13 protein-coding genes are annotated in these 22,813 nt (G+C 62.2%); 7 read left to right on the top strand and 6 right to left on the bottom strand.

The window, feature by feature from the left end; all coding sequences use genetic code 11:
• Positions 1-31 precede the first annotated feature (31 nt).
• The 7 genes from NHAM_RS07490 (at position 32) to NHAM_RS07460 (ending at position 16,719) form a co-directional block, all read left to right on the top strand.
• On the top strand, positions 32-2,005 hold the full coding sequence (locus NHAM_RS07490) for an alpha-1,4-glucan--maltose-1-phosphate maltosyltransferase (protein WP_011509979.1): 1,974 nt from the start codon (positions 32-34) through the stop codon (positions 2,003-2,005).
• A gap of 8 nt (positions 2,006-2,013) precedes the next feature.
• Positions 2,014-5,280, top strand: coding sequence for a maltose alpha-D-glucosyltransferase (treS, locus tag NHAM_RS07485; RefSeq protein WP_011509978.1), 3,267 nt, complete (start codon positions 2,014-2,016; stop codon positions 5,278-5,280).
• A 15-nt stretch (positions 5,281-5,295) separates the two neighbouring features.
• On the top strand, positions 5,296-7,446 hold the full coding sequence (gene glgB, locus NHAM_RS07480; protein ID WP_011509977.1) for a 1,4-alpha-glucan branching protein GlgB: 2,151 nt from the start codon (positions 5,296-5,298) through the stop codon (positions 7,444-7,446).
• The gene (glgX, locus tag NHAM_RS07475) at positions 7,446-9,521 is read left to right on the top strand and encodes a glycogen debranching protein GlgX (protein WP_041358871.1); all 2,076 of its coding nucleotides are present in this window, start codon (positions 7,446-7,448) and stop codon (positions 9,519-9,521) included. The genes glgB and glgX overlap by 1 nt, the downstream gene beginning before the upstream one ends.
• Positions 9,518-11,281 (top strand): malto-oligosyltrehalose trehalohydrolase, encoded by a 1,764-nt coding sequence (treZ, locus tag NHAM_RS07470; protein WP_011509975.1) that lies wholly within the window; start codon positions 9,518-9,520, stop codon positions 11,279-11,281. The genes glgX and treZ overlap by 4 nt, the downstream gene beginning before the upstream one ends.
• Positions 11,281-14,133, top strand: coding sequence for a malto-oligosyltrehalose synthase (treY, locus tag NHAM_RS07465; RefSeq protein ID WP_011509974.1), 2,853 nt, complete (start codon positions 11,281-11,283; stop codon positions 14,131-14,133). Before treZ ends, treY begins: the two co-directional genes overlap by 1 nt.
• A 90-nt stretch (positions 14,134-14,223) precedes the next feature.
• A complete protein-coding gene (locus NHAM_RS07460) occupies positions 14,224-16,719 on the top strand; it encodes a glycogen/starch/alpha-glucan phosphorylase (RefSeq protein WP_011509973.1) in 2,496 nt (831 codons plus the stop codon).
• A gap of 54 nt (positions 16,720-16,773) precedes the next feature.
• Here NHAM_RS07460 and NHAM_RS07455 read toward each other — a convergent pair whose 3' ends face one another.
• The 6 genes from NHAM_RS07455 to NHAM_RS07430 form a co-directional block, all read right to left on the bottom strand.
• Complete coding sequence (locus NHAM_RS07455) at positions 16,774-17,094, bottom strand: metal-sulfur cluster assembly factor (protein WP_011509972.1); 321 nt, start codon at positions 17,092-17,094, stop codon at positions 16,774-16,776.
• Between the two features lie 11 nt (positions 17,095-17,105).
• A complete protein-coding gene (locus NHAM_RS07450) occupies positions 17,106-17,633 on the bottom strand; it encodes a DUF2249 domain-containing protein (RefSeq protein WP_011509971.1) in 528 nt (175 codons plus the stop codon).
• Between the two features lie 11 nt (positions 17,634-17,644).
• Positions 17,645-19,000 carry a hypothetical protein gene (locus NHAM_RS07445; protein ID WP_011509970.1) on the bottom strand — a complete coding sequence of 452 codons (1,356 nt, stop codon included), beginning with the start codon at positions 18,998-19,000 and terminating at the stop codon, positions 17,645-17,647.
• Between the two features lie 125 nt (positions 19,001-19,125).
• The gene (locus tag NHAM_RS07440) at positions 19,126-19,386 is read right to left on the bottom strand and encodes a DUF2249 domain-containing protein (RefSeq protein WP_011509969.1); all 261 of its coding nucleotides are present in this window, start codon (positions 19,384-19,386) and stop codon (positions 19,126-19,128) included.
• 230 nt (positions 19,387-19,616) lie between these two features.
• Positions 19,617-20,417, bottom strand: a complete 801-nt coding sequence (locus NHAM_RS07435) for an FAD binding domain-containing protein (protein WP_011509968.1) — start codon at positions 20,415-20,417, stop codon at positions 19,617-19,619.
• 21 nt (positions 20,418-20,438) lie between these two features.
• The gene (locus NHAM_RS07430; RefSeq protein WP_011509967.1) at positions 20,439-22,778 is read right to left on the bottom strand and encodes a xanthine dehydrogenase family protein molybdopterin-binding subunit; all 2,340 of its coding nucleotides are present in this window, start codon (positions 22,776-22,778) and stop codon (positions 20,439-20,441) included.
• Positions 22,779-22,813: the final 35 nt, after the last annotated feature.

Raw genomic sequence — 22,813 nt, 5'->3', positions numbered from 1 at the left:
CCTTCATTCACAAACAGGTTGGCGGCGCGTGATGTCCGTATCGACGCAAAAAAACATGCCATTACGGGCGGGCGAACGAGGTGCGGCGGCGGGCAGCTTCCACATTGAGGACGTATATCCCTGCGTCGATGCCGGACGATTTCCGGTCAAGCGGCTCGCAGGCGATACCATCGAGGTCTGGGCAGATATATTCCGCAGCGGTCATGACATCATTGCCGCGCAATTGATCTGGCGTCGCGAGGAGGATCGCGACTGGCACAAGTTGCCGATGACGCTGCACGACAACGATCGCTGGTTCGGCAGCTTCGCGCCCGGCGAACCCGGTCGCTATGTCTATGCCATCGAAGCCTGGACCGATGAATTCGCCACATGGAAGCATGGCTTCGAACTGAAGCAGAAAGCCGGTCAGGACGTCACTCTCGATGCGCTGGAGGGCGCCGCGCTACTGACGCGCGCGCAGTATGGCGGCAAGGAAGCCACGACGATCATCGTTCGTCAGTGCGAGGACTACCTGAAAGGCGGCGATCCCGCGAGCCTGCTTGTGCCGGAACTGGCCAGCGCCATGACCGAAAGCCGGGAACGCGGCGATCTCACGCGGTCGCAGCTTTACCCGCTGACGATCGACCGCAGCCTCGCCGCGGCGGGAGCATGGTACGAAATGGTGCCCCGGAGCCAGGGCGCGGTCGCCGGCCAGCACGGCACGTTTCGTGACTGCATCGCCCGCCTCCCCGATATCGCCGCCATGGGATTCGATGTTCTTTATTTTACGCCGATTCATCCGATCGGCAGGATCAATCGCAAGGGGCGCAATAATGCGTTGACCGCCGCCGAAGGCGACCCCGGCAGTCTCTACGCCATCGGCGCCGAGGAAGGCGGGCACGATGCGATCCATCCGGACCTCGGCACCTTCGACGACTTCCGCGACCTGATCGCCGCCTGCAAGACCCACGGCATGGAGATCGCCCTCGACATCGCGGTGCAGTGTTCGCCCGATCATCCCTGGCTGACGCAGCATCCCGACTGGTTCAAGCGGCGCCCCGACGGCTCGATGCGCTATGCGGAAAACCCTCCGAAGAAATACGAGGACATCGTCAATCCCGATTTCGGTTGCGACGATGCAGGCTCGCTATGGAACGCGCTGCGCGACGTGATCCTGTTCTGGGTCAATCAGGGCGTGCGCATCTTTCGTATCGACAATCCGCACACCAAGCCGTTCAATTTCTGGGAATGGCTGATCCGCGAGGTCCAGACGAAAGACCCCGGCGTCATCTTCCTCGCCGAGGCCTTCACCCGGCCGAAAGTCATGAAGGGCCTGGCGAAGCTCGGTTTCACGCAGTCCTATACGTACTTCACCTGGCGCACCCGGAAATGGGAGATCGAGTCCTATCTCAACGAGCTGACGGGATATCCCGAGCGCGACTACTATCGGCCGAATTTTTTCGTCAACACGCCGGACATCCTGCCCTACCACCTGCAAAGCGGCGAATCCTGGATGTTCAAGTCGCGCGTGGCGCTGGCGGCGACGCTGTCGAGTACTTACGGAATCTACAACGGCTTCGAGCTGCTGGAGCACGACGCTATTCCAGGACGCGAGGAATACCTCAACTCCGAAAAGTACGAGATCAAGGTTCGCGACTGGAATGCACCCGGCAACATCAGGGCGTACATCGCCGCGCTCAATCAGGCGCGTCGTGCCAATCCGGCGCTTTTGCAAACCCGCAATCTGAGGTTTCTCCCGGTCGACAACGACCAGATCGTCGCCTTCACCAAGCAAACCACGGACGCGGGCAACACGATCGTCGGCGCCATCGCGCTGTCGCGCGACGCCTGTGAATTCTGGCTGCCGCTGGATTCAATCCAGATCCGCGCCGCCAACGACTCGATGCCTCCGGTCGCGCTGGAAAACCTCATGACCGGCGAGCGTCACGCCATCGAATGGGGGGGCGTGCGCTTGAGGATCGATCCGCTCCGCGATCCCGCGCTTTTGTTTTGCTGTCTGGCGTGAGGCCCGTCATGAACGAGATGACCAAAATCGATGCTGACCGATATGTCCAGACCGACGATCTCTGGTACAAGGACGCCATCATCTATCAGCTTCATGTCAAGGCCTTCGCCGACAGCAACAACGATGGCATCGGCGACTTCGCCGGGCTGACCAACAAGCTTGACTACCTTCAGGAACTGGGCGTTACGACGCTGTGGCTGCTGCCGTTCTATCCGTCCCCGGGACGCGACGATGGATACGACATCGCCGATTACGGTTCGGTCAACCCCGACTTCGGCACGATGAAGGATTTCCGTCGCTTCATCTCCGAGGCGCGGCGGCGCGGCCTTCGGGTGATCACGGAACTCGTCATCAATCACACCTCCGACCAGCACAGATGGTTCAAACGCGCTCAGCGCAGCCCGCCCGGATCGAGCGCACGCAACTGGTATGTCTGGAGCGACACCGACAAAAAATACCAGGACACGCGGATCATTTTCACCGACACGGAAAAATCGAACTGGGCCTGGGATGCCGAGGCCAAGGCTTACTACTGGCATCGTTTCTTCACGCATCAGCCGGACCTCAATTTCGACAATCCGCGCGTGGTCAGGGCGGTCATTCAGGTGATGAAGCGATGGCTCGACGCAGGCGTCGACGGCTTTCGGCTGGATGCCATTCCCTACCTCTGCGAGCGCGACGGCACCAACAACGAAAATCTTCCCGAAACCCATGCGGTGATCAAGCACATTCGTGCGGAGCTCGACGCCTACGCCAAGGGCAAGGTGCTTCTGGCCGAAGCCAATCAATGGCCGGAGGATGTCCAGTCCTATTTCGGCGATGGCGACGAGTGCCATATGGCCTATCATTTCCCGCTGATGCCGCGCATCTATATGGCGATCGCGCAGGAGGATCGCTTTCCGATCACCGACATCTTGCGGCAGACGCCCGATATCCCGCCCAATTGCCAATGGGCGATGTTCCTGCGCAACCATGACGAGCTGACACTCGAAATGGTGACGGACATCGAGCGCGATTATCTCTGGTCGATCTATGCCGCCGATCCACGCGCACGCATCAATCTCGGCATTCGCCGCCGCCTCGCGCCTTTGATGGACAATGACCGGCGGAAAATCGAGCTGATGAATTCGTTGCTGATGTCCTTTCCCGGCACCCCTATCATCTATTACGGCGACGAAATCGGGATGGGCGACAACATCTATCTCGGCGACCGCAACGGCGTCCGTACCCCGATGCAATGGACGCCGGACCGCAACGGCGGCTTTTCGCGATGCGATCCCGCGCGGCTCTATGCACCTCCGGTCATGGACGCCGTCTACGGCTACGAGTCCGTCAATGTCGAAGCACAGTCGCGAAGCCTGTTCTCGCTGTTGAACTGGATGAAAAAGCTGATCTCGGTTCGCAAATCGAGCCACGTCTTCGGCCGTGGCACCATGTCCTTCGTGCGCTCCTCGAATCGCAGCGTTCTCGCTTACGTGCGGAAAAATAACGACGAGGTCGTGCTCTGCGTCGCCAACCTGTCGCGATCGGCACAGGCTTCCGAACTCGATCTGTCGCACTGGAAAGGCCGCTCGCCGATCGAAATGCTGGGACGAACGACGTTTCCCGATATCGGCGAACTGCCTTATCTGATCACGCTCGCGCCTTACGGTTTCTACTGGTTCCGCCTGACCGAAAAGCCGCCGTCGCCGAACGTTGCGGCGGTGATCGTTCCCGACTATGAGACCCTCGTGGTGCCGCTGGGCGCGACCTGGATGTCACTGGCGCGGACCCGCTCGATCTTCGAGCGCGATGTCCTGCCTTCGCATCTCGCCCGCTCGCGCTGGTTCCCCGAGCGGTCGGCCAGCGCCATCGCCGCGCGTGTCCCGGCAGCGATACCGCTCATGAAAGACCAGGTTTCACGGCCATGGCTGGTGATCTTCGACGTCACCCATCGCGGGCAGTCGGGGCGATACGCGATGCCGATCCGAATCCGATGGGATCGGCTCGACCGCCGCAACTATGACGCCAAAAACATCGCCGCCGTGCGGCAGGGGTCGCGCGAGGGAACGCTGATCGACGCCGCCTATGAGAACGACCTGATCGCCGGCATCATCGACGGTCTGCGCCACCGGACGACCTTTGAGGAAGGCGAATTGCGGCTTGCCTACCATCCCACGGAACGGCTGGCCTCGATTGCAGAGGAGCCGATTGGCAACGTGCGCGCGGTGCAGACCGAACAATCGAACAGCACCGCGCTGGTAGACCAGAGGTTCGTCGTCAAAATCTATCGCAAGCTTGAAAACGGTATCAATCCGGAAGTGGAAGTCGGGCGCTTCCTGACGGACGTCGCCGGATTCGCCAATACGCCCGCCCTGCTCGGCAGCGCCGAACTGACCGGCCCCGATGTCCAGGCCGCCGTTGCCATTGTCCATGCCTTTGTCGGCAACCAGGGTGACGCATGGACCGTCAGCAACGCTGCACTGGATCGCTTTATCGACGAGCAGCGGCTGGTCGGCGCTAGCGATTCGGCTCCGGCGCTTGAAGAGAAGGCGGCGTATCAGCGCTCGATGAAGCAGATCGGCAAGCGCGTCGCGGAAATGCACGTCGCGCTGGCCAGCCGCAACGACATCGCGAATTTCCGTCCCGAACCTGTAACGCCTTCGGACCTCGCGCACCTCATCGATCGTTTGATGATGCGCGCCGGGCAAACGTTCGACCGCCTCGCTCAAGTCAAGCTTGCCGATTCGGATCGGCTTCTTGCCGATGAAATTCTGAGCATCCGTCCAACGTTGCATGGCCGGCTCACCGAGCTGCTGCCGCCCTCGATTCAAATGTACAACATTCGACATCACGGTGACTTTCATCTCGGGCAGATCCTCGTCGTCCGCGACGATGTCTTTATCATCGACTTTGAAGGCGAACCCCGCCGAAGCCTCCCCGAGCGGCGATTGAAAGCGCCGGCGGCCCGCGATGTCGCCGGGCTGATCCGGTCCATCGACTATTCCGTCACCACAGCGCAAGAGCGCGTCCTCAAGACCGGAACGGACGACGACGGACGACTGGCCGAGGCTTTGTCGGCATGGCGCAACGAGGCGACGCAAACCTTCCTGACCGCCTACCGCGAAGCGATGTCCGATCCCCGGCTATGGCCGCAGGATAACGACCACGCCGACAGGACGCTGCGGTTCTTCCTGCTCGAAAAGGCGTTCTATGAAATCGACTACGAGCTCGCGCATCGCCCGGACTGGCTTCGTGTCGCATTGGGCGGCGCACTTCGCGTGCTGCGCAAATAGGAAGCGAGATCGCGTATGATCGAACTGTCCTCCGAAGCCCGCGCCATCGTCGAAGGGCGGCATTCAGACCCCTTTCACTATCTCGGCCGTCATCGCGAGAATGACCGTCAGGTGGTTCGCGCCTATCTGCCCGAGGCATCCGATGTGCGCGTCGTCGATGAGCACGGTGGAGAGACGACGCTGACACGCATTCATGACGCCGGGCTTTTCCTCGGCGACCTGCCGAACGGCGCCAAGCGCTACCGCCTTCGCGCTCGCTTTGGCGCCGACACGGTCGAGCTTGAGGACCCTTACCGCTTTCCGCCGATCCTCAGCGATTTCGATCTCTATCTGCTCGGTGAAGGCACGGATCAACGGCTCTATGACAAGCTCGGCGCTCACCCGATAACGATGGATGGCGTGGGCGGCACCGGCTTCGTCGTGCTTGCGCCCAACGCACGGGCCGTCGCTGTCGTCGGCGATTTCAATTGCTGGGATCGCCGCCGTCATCCGATGCGCGTGCGAGGCAACGGATATTGGGAATTGTTCATTCCCGGCGCGCAAACGGGCGACCGCTACAAATTCGCGATCACAGATAAGAGCGGTAGTTTGTTGCCGCTGAAGTCCGATCCGATGGCGTTCGCGGCGGAAGTTCGACCGAACACGGCGTCGATCGTAGTCGATGAAGCAGCGCTGCCGTGCCCCACACCAGCGGCCGCCACGATCAATGCACGCCGTGCGCCGATCTCCATCTACGAGGTCCATCTCGGATCGTGGCGGCGCGGCGACGACAACCGCTGGCTGTCCTATCGCGAACTCGCGGACACCCTGCCGCGCTATGCCAGCAGCCTTGGCTTCACCCATATCGAGCTGATGCCGGTGAACGAGCATCCGTTCGACGGTTCGTGGGGCTATCAGCCCACCGGCCTTTACGCACCGACGAGCCGCTTTGGTTCGCCCGACGATTTCGCGCATCTGGTCGATGCCTGCCATCGCGAAGGACTCGGCGTCCTGCTCGATTGGGTGCCCGGCCACTTTCCCGACGATCCTCACGGACTCGGCCATTTCGACGGCACCGCGTTTTACGAACACGCCAACCCGTTGCAGGGCCGCCACCTTGACTGGGACACCCTGATCTACAACTACGGCCGCACCGAAGTGGTCAATTTCCTCGTCGCCAACGCGCTGTTCTGGCTCGATCGCTACGGCCTGGACGGCCTTCGCGTCGATGCTGTCGCGTCCATGCTCTATCTCGATTACAGCCGTGCCGAAGGCGGCTGGATTCCCAACAAACACGGCGGCCGGGAAAATCTTGAAGCCATCGCATTTCTGCGCCGATTCAACAGGGAGGTGTTCGCCAAATTCCCGCACGCCACCACGATAGCGGAGGAATCGACGGCATGGCCGCAGGTCTCGCGTCCGATTGAGTTCGGCGGCCTCGGATTCGGCTACAAATGGAATATGGGCTGGATGCACGATACGCTGGACTATATCGGCAAGGATCCGATCTACCGCAAGCATCACCACGGCCAGATCCTGTTCGGGCTGCACTATGCATTCTCGGAAAATTTCATCCTGCCGCTATCGCATGACGAGGTGGTGCACGAGAAGCGCTCGATCCTCGGCCGTATGCCGGGCGATGACTGGCAGCGGTTCGCAAACCTGCGCGCCTACTACGCGTTCATGTTCGGCCATCCCGGCAAGAAGCTGATGTTCATGGGTGCGGAGTTCGGCCAGGAGCGCGAATGGAACCACGACCACGCACTTGACTGGCATCTTCTCGATCAGGCACGACACCAGGGAGTCCAGGCCGTCGTTCGCGATCTCAACGCGCTCTATCGTGACGTTCCGGCACTGCACGAACTGGATTGCGATCCGGCCGGATTCGAATGGATCATGGCCAACGATGCCGATCGCAGCGTCTTCGCCTGGATGCGCAAAGGCGAAAGCGGACGGGCGCGCTGTCTGGTGATCGCCAATTTCACGCCGACCGTCCATCGCAGCTACCGCGTGCGCGTACCCTTCGCCGGCAAGTGGCGCGAGGCGCTCAATACCGACTCCGCGCATTATGGCGGAAGCAATGTCGGGAACAACGGAGTGGTCGAGACGCTGGACGGTGTCATCCCCGAGCTTAGTCTGACGCTTCCGCCGCTCGCGGTGATCTTTCTGGTACCGGAACGCGCATGATGAGGATCTCGGAAGGCACAGGTGTCCGCCTCGGTTCGAACTGGGATGGGCGCGGAACGAATTTTGCGCTTTTTTCAGCCCATGCGGAAAAGGTCGAGCTCTGCCTGTTCGACAGTCAGGGGCGACGGGAAATCGAACGCGTCGCGCTGCCAGAACACAATGAAGACGTCTGGCACGGCTATCTCAACGACGTTTCGCCCGGTCAACTCTACGGCTATCGCGTCTATGGCCCCTACGATCCGCAGCACGGTCACCGGTTCAACCCCCACAAGCTGCTGCTCGACCCTTACGCGAAGAAAATCAGCGGACGGCTGGTCTGGAGCGATGCGCATTTCGCTTACCGCGCCGGAAGCCCGCGCGAGGATCTGTCCTTCGACCGGCGCGACAACGCCCGCGCCATGCCGAAAGCCACCGTCATCGACGAAACGTTCAACTGGGGCCGTCGCGAACCGCGGCCCAGCATTCCCTGGGAAGATACGATCATCTATGAAGCTCACGTCAAAGGCCTGAGCAAGACGCGTCGGGATATTTCTCCTGAACTGCGCGGGACCTACCGCGCGCTCGCGGCGCCCGCCATGATCGATCACCTGCGACGGCTCGGCGTCACCACCATCGAGCTTCTACCGATTCATGGCTTCATCGACGATCGTCAACTGGTCGAGCGCAAGCTGAGCAACTATTGGGGATACAATTCAATCTCGTTTTTCGCACCGGAGCAGCGCTACGCCAAGGATGCCGCGCTGGACGAATTCCGTACGTCGGTTGCCCGCCTTCACGACGCCGGCTTCGAGGTCATACTCGACGTCGTTTACAATCACACCGCCGAAGGCAATCACCTCGGGCCGACGCTGTCGTTCCGCGGCATCGACAACGCATCCTACTATTGGTTGATGCCGGATGACCCACGCTTCTACGACGACTTCACAGGTACCGGCAACTCGCTGAACCTGACTCACCCCCGCGTGCTGCAAATGGTCATGGACTCGCTACGCTATTGGGTCGAAGTCTGCCACATCGACGGCTTCCGCTTCGACCTCGCCAGCACGCTGGCGCGCGGCCCTCATGGATTCGACCGCAACAGCTCTTTTTTCAATGCAATCCGGCAGGATCCCGCCCTCGCCGCCGTCAAGCTTGTCGCCGAGCCCTGGGATGTCGGCCCCGGCGGCTATCAGGTCGGCGGCTTTCCTTCGCAATGGTCGGAGTGGAACGACCGATATCGCAGCACGCTGCGCCGCTACTGGGCCGGCGAAGGACATCTGATCGGCGATGTCGGCGGCCGCATGACCGGATCGTCCGATCTCTTCAACCGTGACGACCGCGCGCCGCGCGCCGGCATCAATCACGTCACCGTCCACGACGGCTTTACGCTGGCCGATCTGTTTTCCTACAACGAGAAACACAACGAGGCCAATGGCGAGGACAATCGCGACGGCTCCAATGACAATCTCAGCAATAATTGCGGCCACGAAGGACCGACGGACGACCCTGCGATCGTTGCGCTTCGCCGCCAGCTTCGCAAAAATCAACTCGCCTGCCTGATGCTCGCCCAAGGGGTTCCGCTTCTCCTTGCGGGCGATGAAGTCGGCAACAGCCAGCATGGAAACAACAACGCCTATTGCCAGGACAACGAGATCGGGTGGATCGACTGGAGCGGCCTTGGCCATGAGGGCGACGACATGACCGGCTTTGTCGGACGCCTTACCGCCATCCGAAGACGCTTTGCGCAGATCAGGGCGCGACAATGGGTGGTCGGCAAGAAGACAGACGGCTCCTATGGCGTGCTGTGGCTGACGCCGCACGGCAACGAAATGACCGAGGCCGACTGGAATTTTCCGGAAGGACGGTTTCTCTCCTACGTGCTCGGCCCGATGGAGCACGGCCGGCAGGCGCTCTACGTCGTCCTCAACGCGGTGCCGGAGCCGGTCGAATTCAGGCTTCCAGGCATGGAAGAGTACAAGACATGGTCGATCGTGCTTCATACCACGGACGATGATGCCGAAGGCAGCGTGCACGGCCCCAACGCAACGATGCAGGCGCCGCCTCGCAGCGTGATCGCGTTCGCAGGCCAGCCATGAGCGCCGGCCGCTTCGGCCCCCTTCTCAGGCCGGACGGCGTAACGTTCCGGCTTTGGGCGCCCGGCGCGCGCGAGGTTTCCGTCATCACCGACACCGCGCACACGATGGAAAAAGGCAGCGGCGGCTGGTTCATTGCCGAGGTGGCCGCGACCCGGCCCGGTTCACGCTATCACTATCGGATCGACGACGAACTGGACGTACCGGATCCGGCGTCGTCCTATCAACCCGACGACGTGTCCGGTCCAAGCGAACTTGTCGACCACAATCAATTCCGGTGGAAGGCGATCGACTGGCGCGGGCGGCCGTGGCACGAGACGGTCATCCTCGAATGTCATGTCGGCACGTTTACGCCGGAAGGCACCTATCGGGCCATGATCGGCAAGCTCGATCATCTGATTTCGACCGGAATCACCGCTCTCGAATTGATGCCGCTCGCCGACTTCGCGGGGACGCGGAATTGGGGTTATGACGGCGCGTTGTGGTACGCGCCCGATCACGTTTACGGCACGCCGGACGATCTCAGGGAGTTGATCGATCAAGCCCATCTGCGCGGACTGATGGTCTTTCTCGATGTCGTCTATAACCACTTCGGGCCGGAGGGAAATTATCTCGGGCGCTACGCACCGCAGTTTTTCTGCGATGCGCAGACCCCATGGGGAGCAGCGATCGACTATCGCATTCCGGAAGTCCGCGCCTTCGCAGTCGACAATGCACTGCACTGGCTCGGTAACTATCGCTTCGACGGCCTTCGCCTCGACGCGGTGCATGCCCTCGCCGAGGTTGGCGAGCCGTCGATCCTGAACGATATCAGCCACGCCGTCGGGGTTCTGGCGCGGCAAAGCGGACGGCATATCCACCTTGTGCTGGAGAACGACGACAACCGCGCGGTGTTGCTGGATCCGTCTTCCGACATTCCCGACGGAAAGTATCGCGCCCAGTGGAATGACGACTACCATCACGTCTGGCATGTCATCCTCACCCAGGAGACCCACGGCTACTACGGCGACTACGCCACGCAGCCGCGTCGTCTGCTCGTGCGAACGCTGCGCGATGGCTTTGCCTATCAGGGCGAACCCTCGGCCTATCGCGGCGGGCGCGCTCGCGGGGAACCGATCGGCGCACTCCCGCCCGCCGCCTTCGTGAACTTCCTTCAGAATCACGACCAGATCGGCAACCGCGCGCTGGGCGATCGCCTCGAATGGACCGCCGACGCGCGGGCTATCGAGGCCGCACTCGCAATCACCCTGCTCGCACCGATGCCGCCCTTGATGTTCATGGGCGAGGAATGGGGAGCGACCACGCCCTTTCCATTTTTCTGCGACTTCAAACGCGACCTCGCCGATGCGGTGCGAGCCGGTCGGCGCAGGGAATACGCCGCGGCCTATGAGGCGTACGGGGACGATGTGCCCGATCCCCTTGCGCAGTCGACATTCGAGTCGGCGGCTCTCGCGTGGCCCGAGGAGGGTCAAAACCTGCCGCGCCATGCGCTCGTCAAGGAACTGTTGCGTATCCGCCGGGACGAACTCACGCCGCATCTTGGCAACGCCGCGTTCGCCTCGGCCGAGCTGCGTCAAAACGATCGCCTGCTGATCGCTTACTGGCGCCTTGGCAACAGCGCACTGTTGCATCTTCGCGCCAACATCTCGGATCACAACGTCACCAACGATGCAGCTTCGCTGCCAGGCCGCCCGATCTGGGGCGGAGAGCCGCCGGCGCGCTTGCCGGCGTGGTCGGTCTTCTGGTCCATGGGAGCGATCTGATGGACAGCGGCATTCCGCGTGCAACCTATCGCCTGCAATTCACGTCCGGTTTCACTTTTGACGATGCCGTGGCGATCGTTCCGTATCTCAAGAAGCTGGGCATCACACATCTCTATGCATCGCCATTCATGAAGGCGCGCCGGGGCAGCACCCACGGCTACGACATCGTCGATCACAATGTCATCAACCCTGAACTCGGCGGCGAAGACGGCTTTAATCGGCTGAGTACAGCTTTGACCTCTCACGGGATCGGCCTAGTTCTTGATTTCGTTCCAAACCATATGGGCGTGCACCATGCCGACAACGCCTGGTGGCTGGACGTGCTCGAATGGGGGCCGAAGTCGGGGTTCGCCGATTCCTTCGATATCGAATGGGACATACTTCCGTTTCGCAACAAGCCGGGACTGTTGCTTCCGATTTTGGGATCGGCCTACGGCGTGTCGCTCACGCGAGGCGACATCGAGTTAAAGTATGATCCGCGGGACGGAAGTTTTTCAGCGTGGTATTTCGAGCACCGGCTGCCGATCGCACCGGAACGCTATAGCGACATCGTCAAGACAATCGCGAGCCAGCTTCCGCCAACGTCCGCCCGGAACGATCTGCTGGCGATCGCCGAACGCTACGCCGGTCGGGATAATCCCGGGCGCGATCATGCATCCGCCCTCAAGCGCGACATTGCGGCTATCGCCGGCGGCGCTGCTGCGATCGATCAAGGCCTTGAGGCCTACCGGTCCGGCCCTGACAGACCCGCGCAGGCCAAGGTTCTTCATCAATTGCTGGAACGACAGCATTACAGGCTTGCGCACTGGAAGCTTGCAACCAGCGAAATCAACTATCGACGATTTTTCGACGTGAACTCGCTGGCGGGGCTTCGTGTCGAGGGTCGCGATACGTTCGACCGCATTCATGGGCTCGTCCGCCGCTTGATCGCCGAAAACAGGATTCAGGGCTTGCGGCTCGATCACATCGACGGGCTGTACGATCCCGCACAGTATTGCAGGCGTCTGCGGCGCCTGATCCGCGAAGCCCAGGGCGCGGATCGCCGTCCTTTCTATCTGCTGATCGAAAAAATTCTCGGAGATCACGAAGCGCCACCGCAATTCGCCGGCATTGACGGTACGACGGGCTATGAGTGGCTGAACGCCATCACCCATGTCCTCGCCGACGAGGACGGTCTCAAGACCCTCGACGAGGTCTGGCGTCAGGCCGGTGATGTCGCGCCCGCCTTCGATCCCGTATTGCGCGCTGCCAAACGGCGAGTGATCGAGACCTTGCTCGCAAGCGAATTCACCGTTCTCACCCGGTTGCTGGCCCGCATCGCGGCGGGGCATTATTCCACGCGCGACTATTCCGCGGACAGCCTTCGCCAGGCACTCGAACTGTTCGTCCTGCATTTTCCGGTTTACCGCACCTACATCACGCAGGCGGGACCGGCCGAGGGCGAACGAAAACTCATCGCTGAGACGATCGCGAAAGCGCGGCAGGAGTGGTTTGCCGCCGATGACGGGATTTTTGACTTCCTGCAGGATACGCTGACGCTCGATCTGCTGGCCCCCGGAAGGCTGACGCATAGCCGTGAGCGGGTCCGCCGATTTGCGCTCAAGGTCCAGCAGTTCACCGGACCGATGATGGCCAAGTCTCTCGAAGACACCGCCTTTTATCGTTATCACCGCCTTCTCGCTTTCAACGAGGTCGGCGGAGACCCGGCCGCGCCGGCTCTCGATGTCGCCGGTTTTCACCGCAAGATGCTCGAGCGCGCCGGCCGCCGGCCGCACGGACTGACAGCCACGGCAACCCATGACACCAAACGCGGAGAGGACGCGCGGACGCGGATTCTCGCACTGACCGAATTGTCGGACCAGTGGGCGAGCATGGTCGGGCGATGGAAAATGTTTAATGCGGGATTGGTTTCTACAAACAACGGCGTCCGCAGCCCGTCCGTGGCGGACGAATACATGCTGTATCAGGCGCTGATCGGCGCCCTGCCCTTCGATGATATCGCACCTGAATTTGTAGCGCGAATGCAGGCCTACGCCGAAAAAGCCTGCCGCGAGGCCAAGCTGCAAACAAGCTGGCTCAATCCGGACGCGGCTTACGAGGCCGGCGTCAGGCAATTTCTGGCCGGCATCATAGACGAACGCCGGTCGCTCGAATTTCTTCAATCCCTGCAAAGCTTCGCACGTCGCACCTCGCTGATCGGTGCATTGAACTCGCTGAGCCAGATCACGCTGAAAGCGACGATACCCGGCGTTCCGGATTTCTACCAAGGCACGGAACTGTGGGATTTCTCGCTGGTCGATCCGGATAACCGGCGGCCGGTGGATTTTATGGCGCGCGAAGCCATTCTCGACGCCGCACCCGCTGATATGGCAGCGCTCGCTGAGAGCTGGAGCGACGGTCGGCTCAAGCTCGCATGGACGCATCACCTTCTGGACATGCGGGCGCGCCATGCGAAAGTCTTCACCGATGGGGATTACAGGCCGCTCACCGTCGAAGGCGCGGATCGCCGCCACGTCATCGCATTTGTCCGCACCCACCGCAGCGAGGCCGTCGTTGTCGCTGTCCTACGGCATTTTGCGCCATTCACGGACGCCGGCATGACCTGGCCGGCGTTTGACCGGCTTGATGCCCGCGTCGATCTCGGCAATCTGGCTCTCATCCATCCGGCGGTGACGGAACGGAAACTCGACCTGAAGCGACTGTTTGACCGGCTGCCGGCGGCTGTGCTGTCGGCGCGAGTTTCTACAAGGTCCGAGATCGCTCGCGGCCGGCGGCTGGAACAAGAGTTCCAAAAACAGCGCGAGCGCGATACGCTCCAGGGCAAGGGCCATTTCGGCAAAACCGCCCATTGATCGCGGACTGCGTAAGGCATCACAAATTCTAAAGTCGGGCGAGTTCGCGACCCGCCGCCGACATGGGCGGAAACAGATCGGAATTTCAGGATGGTCTTTGAATCTCCTCCCAAGCAGGATCGCATCCTTGAAGATGACGCACCGATCCGGCCCGAATCCGGAGACGACGACATCGTCGCGGAGATCAAGAGCGCGATACTGTCCAAAATCGTTCTGGCGGCAGGAAAGGATGTCAAGCGCGCCAATATCCACGACTGGTATATCGCGGCGGCGCTGACGCTGCGCGACCGCATCGTCTATCAATGGCTTCAATCCGATCGTGCCGCTCAGAGGCGTGGCGACAAGCGCGTCTATTATCTGTCCCTTGAATTCCTGATCGGACGTCTGCTGACCGACGCCCTCACCAACATGTCGCTGATGGGGCCGTTCCGCACGGCGGTCGAGGATCTCGGAATTGATTTCGACGCGTTGCGCGACGCCGAACCGGATGCCGCGCTCGGCAACGGAGGCCTGGGCCGGCTCGCCGCGTGTTTCATGGAAAGCATGGCGACGCTGGCGATTCCGGCGCGAGGCTATGGCATTCGCTATGAACACGGACTGTTTCGTCAGATCGTTTCCGACGGATGGCAGGAAGAGTTTCCCGAACAGTGGCTGCTCTCCGGTAACCCCTGGGAATTCGAACGCGGCGACGTGGTGTTCGATATCCAGTATGGTGGACATCTCGACCGCATCGAGCAGACCGATAAACCATCCCGGACGCTCTGGATACCGGATGAGACCATTCAAGCGGTTGCCTACGACACGCCGATCGTCGGCTGGCGCGGCCATCACGTCAACGCGCTGCGGCTGTGGTCCGCACGCGCGGTCGATCCGATGCGCCTCGACACCTTCAACAACGGCGATCACCTCGGCGCGATGTCGGAGATGGCGCGGGCGGAAGCGATTTCGAAATTTCTCTATCCAAGCGACGAAACGCCGGCCGGCCGCGCATTGCGCCTGCGTCAGGAGTACTTTTTCGTCTCCGCCTCGTTGCAGGACATCCTCGATCGCCATCTGCACAGCGACGGCGACATCAGATCGCTGCCGTCCCATGCCGCGATCCAGCTCAACGATACCCACCCCAGCCTTGCCGTTCCCGAACTGATGCGGCTGCTGGTGGATAAATATCAGATCGGCTGGGACGATGCCTGGGACATCACCACCAGGACAATCTCCTATACCAATCACACGCTGTTGCCGGAGGCACTCGAGACCTGGCAGGTCGAACTGTTCGAGCGGATGCTGCCGCGCCATCTCGACATCATTTACCGGATCAACGTCGACCATCTTGCCGCGGCGGAAAAACATTTTGGAGCGGACGCCCGTTCGCGGGCATCGGTGTCGCTGATCGACGAAACAGGCGGCCGCCGCGTCCGCATGGGGCATCTCGCCTTCGTTGGTTCCCACCGCATTAATGGTGTCTCCGCCATGCATAGCGAGCTGATGCGCGAAACCGTGTTCGCCGATCTGAACAGCCTTTATCCGGGCCGCATCACCAACAAGACCAACGGCATTACCTTCCGGCGCTGGCTACATCAATGCAATCCGGAACTCACCTCACTGCTGCAGGATGCATGTGGCGCTGCGGTTCTCGACGAGCCCGAGCGGTTGCGGATGCTGGAGCCATTGTCGGATGATCGCGCGTTCCAGCAGCGCTTCCAGGCGGTCAAGCGGGCAAACAAGATTGCGCTCGCACAGACCATAGCCAGCCAGCTCGGCATTGTCGTCGACCCATCGGCACTGTTCGATGTCCAGATCAAGCGCATCCATGAATACAAGCGCCAGCTTCTCAACGCGATCGAGGCGGTTGCGCTCTATCAGGCCATCCTTGCGAATCCGGAAGGCAACTGGACACCGCGCATCAAGATTTTCGCCGGAAAAGCCGCGGCGAGCTACCGGCAGGCCAAGCTCATCATCAAGTTCATCAACGACATCGGCAACGTGATCAACAACGATCCCGCGATCAGGGACCTCCTCAAGGTCGTTTTCATTCCGAACTATAATGTCAGCGCCGCTGAAATCATCGTCCCGGCGAGCGACCTGTCCGAACAGATTTCCACCGCCGGCATGGAAGCCTCAGGAACCGGCAACATGAAGCTCGCGCTGAACGGCGCAATCACGATCGGAACGCTCGATGGCGCCAACATCGAAATTCTCGAGCATGTCGGCGAGGAAAATATCTTCATCTTCGGCATGAAAGCGGATGAGGTTGTCCAGCGCCGCGCCATGGGACTGGATGCCACCGGCATCATCTCGTCATCGCCGATGCTGACTGGTGTGATCGAGGCCATCGAACGCGGCGTGTTCTCGCCCGACGACCCTTCGCGTTTCGCACCCATCGCCCACGCGCTGCGTTTTCTCGATCACTATCTGGTATCGGCCGATTTCGAGGATTATTACCGCGCGCAACGCGCCGTCGACATGAAGTGGCATAGTCCGGAGTGGGCGCGTTCAAGCATTCTCAACGTCGCGCGCATGGCGTGGTTCTCGTCCGACCGCACCATCCGCGAATACGCCGAGGACATCTGGAATATTCCCCTGACCTGATGCCGGTCGATGCCAGCGGCGACGGCCGCGTCCTGACCATGACTCGGCCCGCCATCAGGCGATGCCGAGATGGCTCTTGGCGTCCGGCGTCATCATATCCGGCGTCCACGGCGGATTGTAGGTAAGCACGACATCGACGGCACCCGCAGAGGGCACGCTCGACGCCGCGTCGCGCGCGCCGTTCGTGAGGTAGTCGGTGGCCGGGCAGCCGCGTGTCGTCGTGGTCATGGCGACACGAACCACGCCACCGTCCTCCACGGCGACGTCGTAGACAAGTCCGAGATCGACGATGTTGTAGCCCAGCTCTGGGTCGATCACGAGGCGCAACGCCTCCTTGACCTCGCCGGCGAGGGCTTCGCTCGCTTCGGGCGTCATGCCGCCTCCCCTCACGCGGCCTGTTTGGCGGCGCCGACGCGAATCAGGATCTTGTAGGTCTTGCCGTCCGGCTCGAAGCCGCCGTGCCAGGCGTGACCGCGCTTCGCCAGTTCCGGCAGCAGGAACGCCGGCTCGCGGCAGAGCAGCGCCGACAGCACCTCGCCCTGCGCCATCGTTTCGGTCGCGGCCAGAATGCGCACCAGCGGCTCGGGCGGATCGAGATCGCGGTTATCCATGTGCTGCACGGGCTCCGGCCACGCGCTGTCGTCGGTCGCGGTCGCCGTCCGTGCCGGAGCGGTGCCGGCCGCCGCGCCCGGCGTGAACAGCACCTCCCAGTCACCGCCCCCGATTTCCCGCGCCTCGTGGCTGAAACCCTTCGAGCCAAGCACCTGGAGCAGCGGCGTCGGCTTGAAGGTCGCGAGCAGCCGCAGGCCCTGACCAGGCGGCAGTTTCGCCACCGCCGCCATGATCTCGCCGAACGGCTCGCCGCCGGCACGCAGGGTTGGGCGAACGTCGACGTCCATGAATTGAGTTGTCATGCGTCTCTCCTTCAGCTTGGCTGGACCGATGAATGCAACAGGTGTGGCGGCCGCGCGCCCTTGGGCAGCCGCAACGCCGGCGCGACGTTGGCGAGGCGGCGGGTGCGCAGCAACTGGAAGCCGATGCCGATGGTCGCCGCCAGCATCGCGCCGGCACCGAGTCGGAAAAGCCATGGCAGCGTGAACAGCAAGGCGGCTGCGGCGACCCACACCGCGACGAAATACAGTGCGAACCATTTTTTTGCGCGCGGCTCGGTGACGAGATCCTGCACGCGCGGCGTCGCGGTCTTGCCAAGCACCGGGCCGTAGCATTCGAGCCAGGTCAGGAAGGCCACGATCTTGTAGAGCTTGGCGAGGCCGAAGCCGGTCAGCCACGCAAAGGCGACCAGAAAGACGATGACGCCGACATGATCGGTGAAACGTCCGGCCAGCAGCAGGCCGAGACCGAGAGCCACGGTGGCCGCCAGATTCGCCAGCGCCACGCCGGCCATGCGGCTGTTGAGTTCGATGACACGCCGCTTGCGCGTGCGATAAAGATGCAGGATATCGCCGCCGTAGAGCGCGAGGCCAATGATGCCGAGCACACCGGCGGCCCAAACCGCCCACATCAGGTTGGTGGCCGTGCAGATCGCCGCGACGCCGCCGAGGATGATGGCGGCGAGCGCCGCGGTGCCGAAATAGAGCGCGCCGCGCGTGGTGCGGCCTTCAGGCTCGGGCGCCAGCATGAACATCGCCAGCAGACGGTAGCTGACGCCGACGGCCGTGAAGGTGAGCCAGCCGCCGAGGCCCGCGATTACATGGATCGGCAGGCCCAGCGCGGCGACATCGACTAATTGCGATTGCGCGGTGACGCCGCCTCGCACCAGCGCGAAGACGATGCCGAACAACACCGTCGCCGCCAGGCAGCACAGCCCGACCACGACGAAGCGCGCCGGCAACGGCAGCGGCCGCGCGGCCCACAACGTACGGCCGAGATTCCACAGCACCAGGCCGAACCCCGCGCCGAGCAGGACCGCAGCCGCCGGAAACAATCCGAACGGCGCGTGGATCGTGCCGCCGAGTTGAAGAAAGGCGAGCAACAGCGCCGCCAGACCTGCGATCAGCAGGCCGAGCGTCGGCAGCGGCAGCGCGTTGTTGTAGAGCGGTTTGGCCACCAGCACCGGCGCAAACTGAAACAGGGCCCCGCACATCAGCAGGCTGAGCCAGCCGATCGCAATCAGATGCACCAGCAACAGGGAGGCCGGCGCGCCGATCGGCGCCTGCGGATAGCCAATTCCCGCCAGCATCAGTCCCTCGGCGGCAAGCAGCGCGATCACGGCCGTCGCGAAATAGGACATCGTCCAGCGGGATAGCGCTACGCCGACCACGGCGGCACTCCTTTCGAAGGGAAGCGCCGGCGGGGTGAGGCCGCCGGCGCGGTCGACAAGCGATCTCTGCGGAAGATCGGCCTTGTCGACAAAGGCACGCGGTTCGTGAGCTAACCGCGTGCGAATCAAGCGACCTTGAACTGTTTGGCGATTTCAACCTTCCAGACCGAGGGCCCCTGCTCCAGGTAAGTCCAGGAGAACGCGTCGGGGTGCTCGGCCTGAAGTTGATAGTAGAGCGGCTTGGGATCGTGGTCGTTCACCAGAACGAACGAGTCGCCCGCCCTCAGGTCGCCGACGATCTGAAAAAACCTGGCGTGGCGCTGCGCCGGAACCAGGCTGCGCACGTCAATCTCGGTGACATCCGTCTCTTCACTTGTCTGACACATGGCCGCTCCTGTCGTCGCCCCTTGATGGCTTCGTCGGAATGAACTCCGCGTCCGGCCGGTCCTTAAGAACCGACGGCGTAAGAAGACCTTACTTGAAGGAATACTCGCCCCATAAAGATACACTGTCAATATATCTTTTACGCATAGCATCGTCGCAAAACGAAAACAGCGCGCCGCAAGGGCGCGCTATCAACGCGGACCAAATAATGCGTGGGGTTCGATCGCCCGGATCAACCAGCCTGCTGGACGGCGCGCTGGGCCATCACCCTGACGAGATTGGCGCGATAAGCCGCCGACCCGTGAATGTCGGCGATCATGCCCGCATCCGGAATCCTGATCGCGTCCAGCGCCGACGCCGACCAGTCGGCCTCGAGCGCCGCCTCGATCGCACCGACCCGCATGACACCGTTTTGCGAAGCGCCCGTCGCGGCCACCCGCACGTCGCCCGCCCTTGTCTTCGCCACGAATACGCCCGTCAGCGCGAAGCGCGACGCGGGATGACGCATCTTGGCATAGCCGGCCTTGGCCGGAATCGGGAAAGCGACCTGGGTGATGATCTCGCCATCCTGCAGCGCCGTCGTGAACAGTCCCTTGAAAAAATCGTCGGCTTCGATCGATCGCTTGTTGGTCTTCACGGTCGCGTCGAGAGCCAGAACAGCGGCCGGATAGTCGGCGGCCGGATCGTTGTTGGCGATCGATCCGCCGATGGTGCCGCGGTAACGGACCGCCGGATCGCCGAGCATCGACGTCAGATGCACCAGCGCCGGTATCGCTTTCTTCACATCGGCATTGGTCATGGTGTCGTAATAGGTCGTCGCCGCCCTGATCGTGAGCGTGTCGCCGGACACCTCAATGCCGACCAATTCCTTGATCCGCGCAAGATCGATCACGTCGGAGGGAGCCGCAAGCCGCTGCTTCATCACCGGCAGCAACGTATGGCCGCCGGCGAGATAAGTCGCATCGGAACCCTTGGCGAACAGCGAAACGGCTTCGTCGATGCTGGCGGGGCGATGATAGGTGGTCTGATACATGATCGTGTCTCCCTGCCGCGTTCAGCCGTGGATCGCGTGCCAGACGCGGTCGGGCGATGCCGGCATCGCGAGATCGTTGTTGCCGATGGCGTCGGTGATGGCGTTGATGACGGCCGCCGATGCGCCGATCGCGCCGGCCTCGCCGCAACCCTTCACGCCGAGCGGATTGCCCGGACACTCCGTCATGGTGTGCTGAATCTTGAAGGACGGCAGATCCTCCGCGCGCGGCATCGCATAGTCCATGAACGACGCGGTGAGCAGCTGACCGTTCTCGTCATAGACCGCGTGCTCCAGCAGTGCCTGACCGATGCCCTGCGCGAGACCGCCATGGACCTGCCCTTCGACGATCATCGGGTTGATGAGGCGGCCGAAATCGTCCGCAGCGACAAAGTTGATAAACGTCGTCTTACCGGTGCCGGCGTCGACCTCGACCTCGCAGATGTAGGATCCGGCGGGGAACGTGAAATTGGACGGATCGTAGAACGCGCTCTCCTTCAGGCCCGGCTCCATGCCGTCGGGCAGGTTGTGTGCGGTGTAGGCGGCCAGCGCCACCATCGGAAATGCAATCGCCTTGTCGGTCCCGGCCACCTTGAACTGGCCTTCCTCGATGACGATGTCGTTCTCCGACGCCTCGAGCTGATGCGCCACGATCTTCTTGGCCTTGGCTTCCACTTTCTCCATCGCCTTGACGATGGCCGACAGACCGACAGCGGCCGAGCGCGAGCCGTAGGTGCCCATGCCGAACTGCACCTTGTCGGTATCGCCGTGGACGATCTGCACCTGATCGATCGAGATTCCGAGTCGGCCGGCAACCACTTGCGCGAACGACGTCTCGTGACCCTGACCGTGACTGTGCGATCCGGTCAGAACCTCGATGGTGCCGACCGGATTGACCCGCACCTCCGCGGATTCCCACAGTCCGACCCCGGCTCCCAGGCTACCGACGGCCTTCGACGGTGCGATGCCGCAGGCTTCGATATAGCAGGACACACCGATCCCGCGCAGCTTGCCCTCGCTTTCTGCCTTGGCCTTGCGTGCCGGGAAGCCGGCATAGTCGATTGCCTTCATGGCGGCATCGAGCGACGCGTTAAAATCGCCGATGTCAGAAGCCATGATAACCGGCGTCTGGTGCGGGAACTGGGTGATGAAGTTCTTGCGCCTTAGTTCAGTGGGATCAACCTTGAGCTGGCGCGCCGCGGTTTCCATCAGCCGCTCCACGAGATAACTCGCCTCTGGCCGACCCGCGCCGCGATAGGCATCCACCGGCGCGGTGTTGGTATAGACGCTGATCACCTCGGCGAAGATGGCGGGGATGTTGTACTGGCCCGACAGCAGCGTGGCGTAGAGATAGGTCGGCACCGACGACGAGAACAGCGACATGTAGGCGCCGAGATTGGCATAGGTCTTGACGCGCAGTCCGGTGATCCTGTTGTCCTTGTCGAACGCCATCTCGGCCTTGCTCAAATGATCGCGGCCGTGTGCGTCGGTCAGGAAGGCCTCGGTCCGGTCCGCGGTCCATTTCACCGGGCGGCCGGTCTTCTTCGACGCCCACAGCGCCACCATCTCTTCGGGATAGATGAAGATTTTCGAACCGAACCCGCCGCCGACATCGGGCGCGATCACGCGCAGCTTGTGCTCCTGCGCGATATTGTAGAACGCCGAGAGCACCAGCCGCGCCACATGCGGGTTTTGCGACGTGGTATAGAGCGTGAAGTGTTCTTCCGCCGGATCGTATTCGGCGATCGCAGCGCGCGGTTCGATCGCGTTAGGTGCCAGACGATTGTTGGTGATGTCGAGCGAGACCACATTCGCGGCGGCCTTGAAAGCCGCATCGGTGGCGACTTCATCGCCCAGGGTCCAATCGAAGATCACATTGCCCGGCGCCTCCGGATGAAGCTGCGGCGCGCCACTCGCGACCGCCTCGCGCATGTCGACGACGGCGGGAAGCTCCTCGTAAGTCACGACAACGGCCTCGGCCGCATCGCGCGCCTGATTGCGCGTTTCGGCGATGACGACGGCGACGGCCTGACCGACGAAGCGCACGATCTCCGGCGCCATCGCGGGCCATGCCCCCATCTTCATCGGCGATCCGTCCCTGGAGTGGATCATCCAGCCGCAGATCAGATTGCCGATCTTGTCGTCGACCAGCTCCTTGCCAGTGAGAACGGCAACCACCCCGGGCATCTCCAGCGCGGGCGCGGTATCGATCGCAGTCACCTTGGCGTGGGCGTAGGGGCTGCGAACGAACGCCGCATAGGTCATGCCGTGAAGGCGGATATCGTCGACGTAACGGCCCTTGCCGGTGATGAAACGCTTGTCTTCCTTGCGCAGTGCGCGGGTGCCGATTCCCTCGATTCCCATGATCCACTCTCCCTACCGGAGCGTTGTCGCGCCGC

The organism is Nitrobacter hamburgensis X14, from assembly GCF_000013885.1.
In the GTDB taxonomy this organism is placed as follows: domain Bacteria; phylum Pseudomonadota; class Alphaproteobacteria; order Rhizobiales; family Xanthobacteraceae; genus Nitrobacter; species Nitrobacter hamburgensis.
The sequence above is the reverse complement of the archived record's forward strand: the minus strand, read 5'-3'. Positions and strand labels throughout refer to the sequence as shown.

What these genes read in the sequence shown, in the direction of transcription:
- NHAM_RS07490 (WP_011509979.1), top strand. Translation starts at nt 32, where the DNA reads ATGTCCGTATCGACGCAAAAAAACATGCCATTACGGGCGGGCGAACGA.
- treS (WP_011509978.1), top strand. Translation starts at nt 2,014, where the DNA reads ATGAACGAGATGACCAAAATCGATGCTGACCGATATGTCCAGACCGAC.
- glgB (WP_011509977.1), top strand. Translation starts at nt 5,296, where the DNA reads ATGATCGAACTGTCCTCCGAAGCCCGCGCCATCGTCGAAGGGCGGCAT.
- glgX (WP_041358871.1), top strand. Translation starts at nt 7,446, where the DNA reads ATGAGGATCTCGGAAGGCACAGGTGTCCGCCTCGGTTCGAACTGGGAT.
- treZ (WP_011509975.1), top strand. Translation starts at nt 9,518, where the DNA reads ATGAGCGCCGGCCGCTTCGGCCCCCTTCTCAGGCCGGACGGCGTAACG.
- treY (WP_011509974.1), top strand. Translation starts at nt 11,281, where the DNA reads ATGGACAGCGGCATTCCGCGTGCAACCTATCGCCTGCAATTCACGTCC.
- NHAM_RS07460 (WP_011509973.1), top strand. Translation starts at nt 14,224, where the DNA reads ATGGTCTTTGAATCTCCTCCCAAGCAGGATCGCATCCTTGAAGATGAC.
- NHAM_RS07455 (WP_011509972.1), bottom strand. Translation starts at nt 17,094, where the DNA reads ATGACGCCCGAAGCGAGCGAAGCCCTCGCCGGCGAGGTCAAGGAGGCG.
- NHAM_RS07450 (WP_011509971.1), bottom strand. Translation starts at nt 17,633, where the DNA reads ATGACAACTCAATTCATGGACGTCGACGTTCGCCCAACCCTGCGTGCC.
- NHAM_RS07440 (WP_011509969.1), bottom strand. Translation starts at nt 19,386, where the DNA reads ATGTGTCAGACAAGTGAAGAGACGGATGTCACCGAGATTGACGTGCGC.
- NHAM_RS07435 (WP_011509968.1), bottom strand. Translation starts at nt 20,417, where the DNA reads ATGTATCAGACCACCTATCATCGCCCCGCCAGCATCGACGAAGCCGTT.
- NHAM_RS07430 (WP_011509967.1), bottom strand. Translation starts at nt 22,778, where the DNA reads ATGGGAATCGAGGGAATCGGCACCCGCGCACTGCGCAAGGAAGACAAG.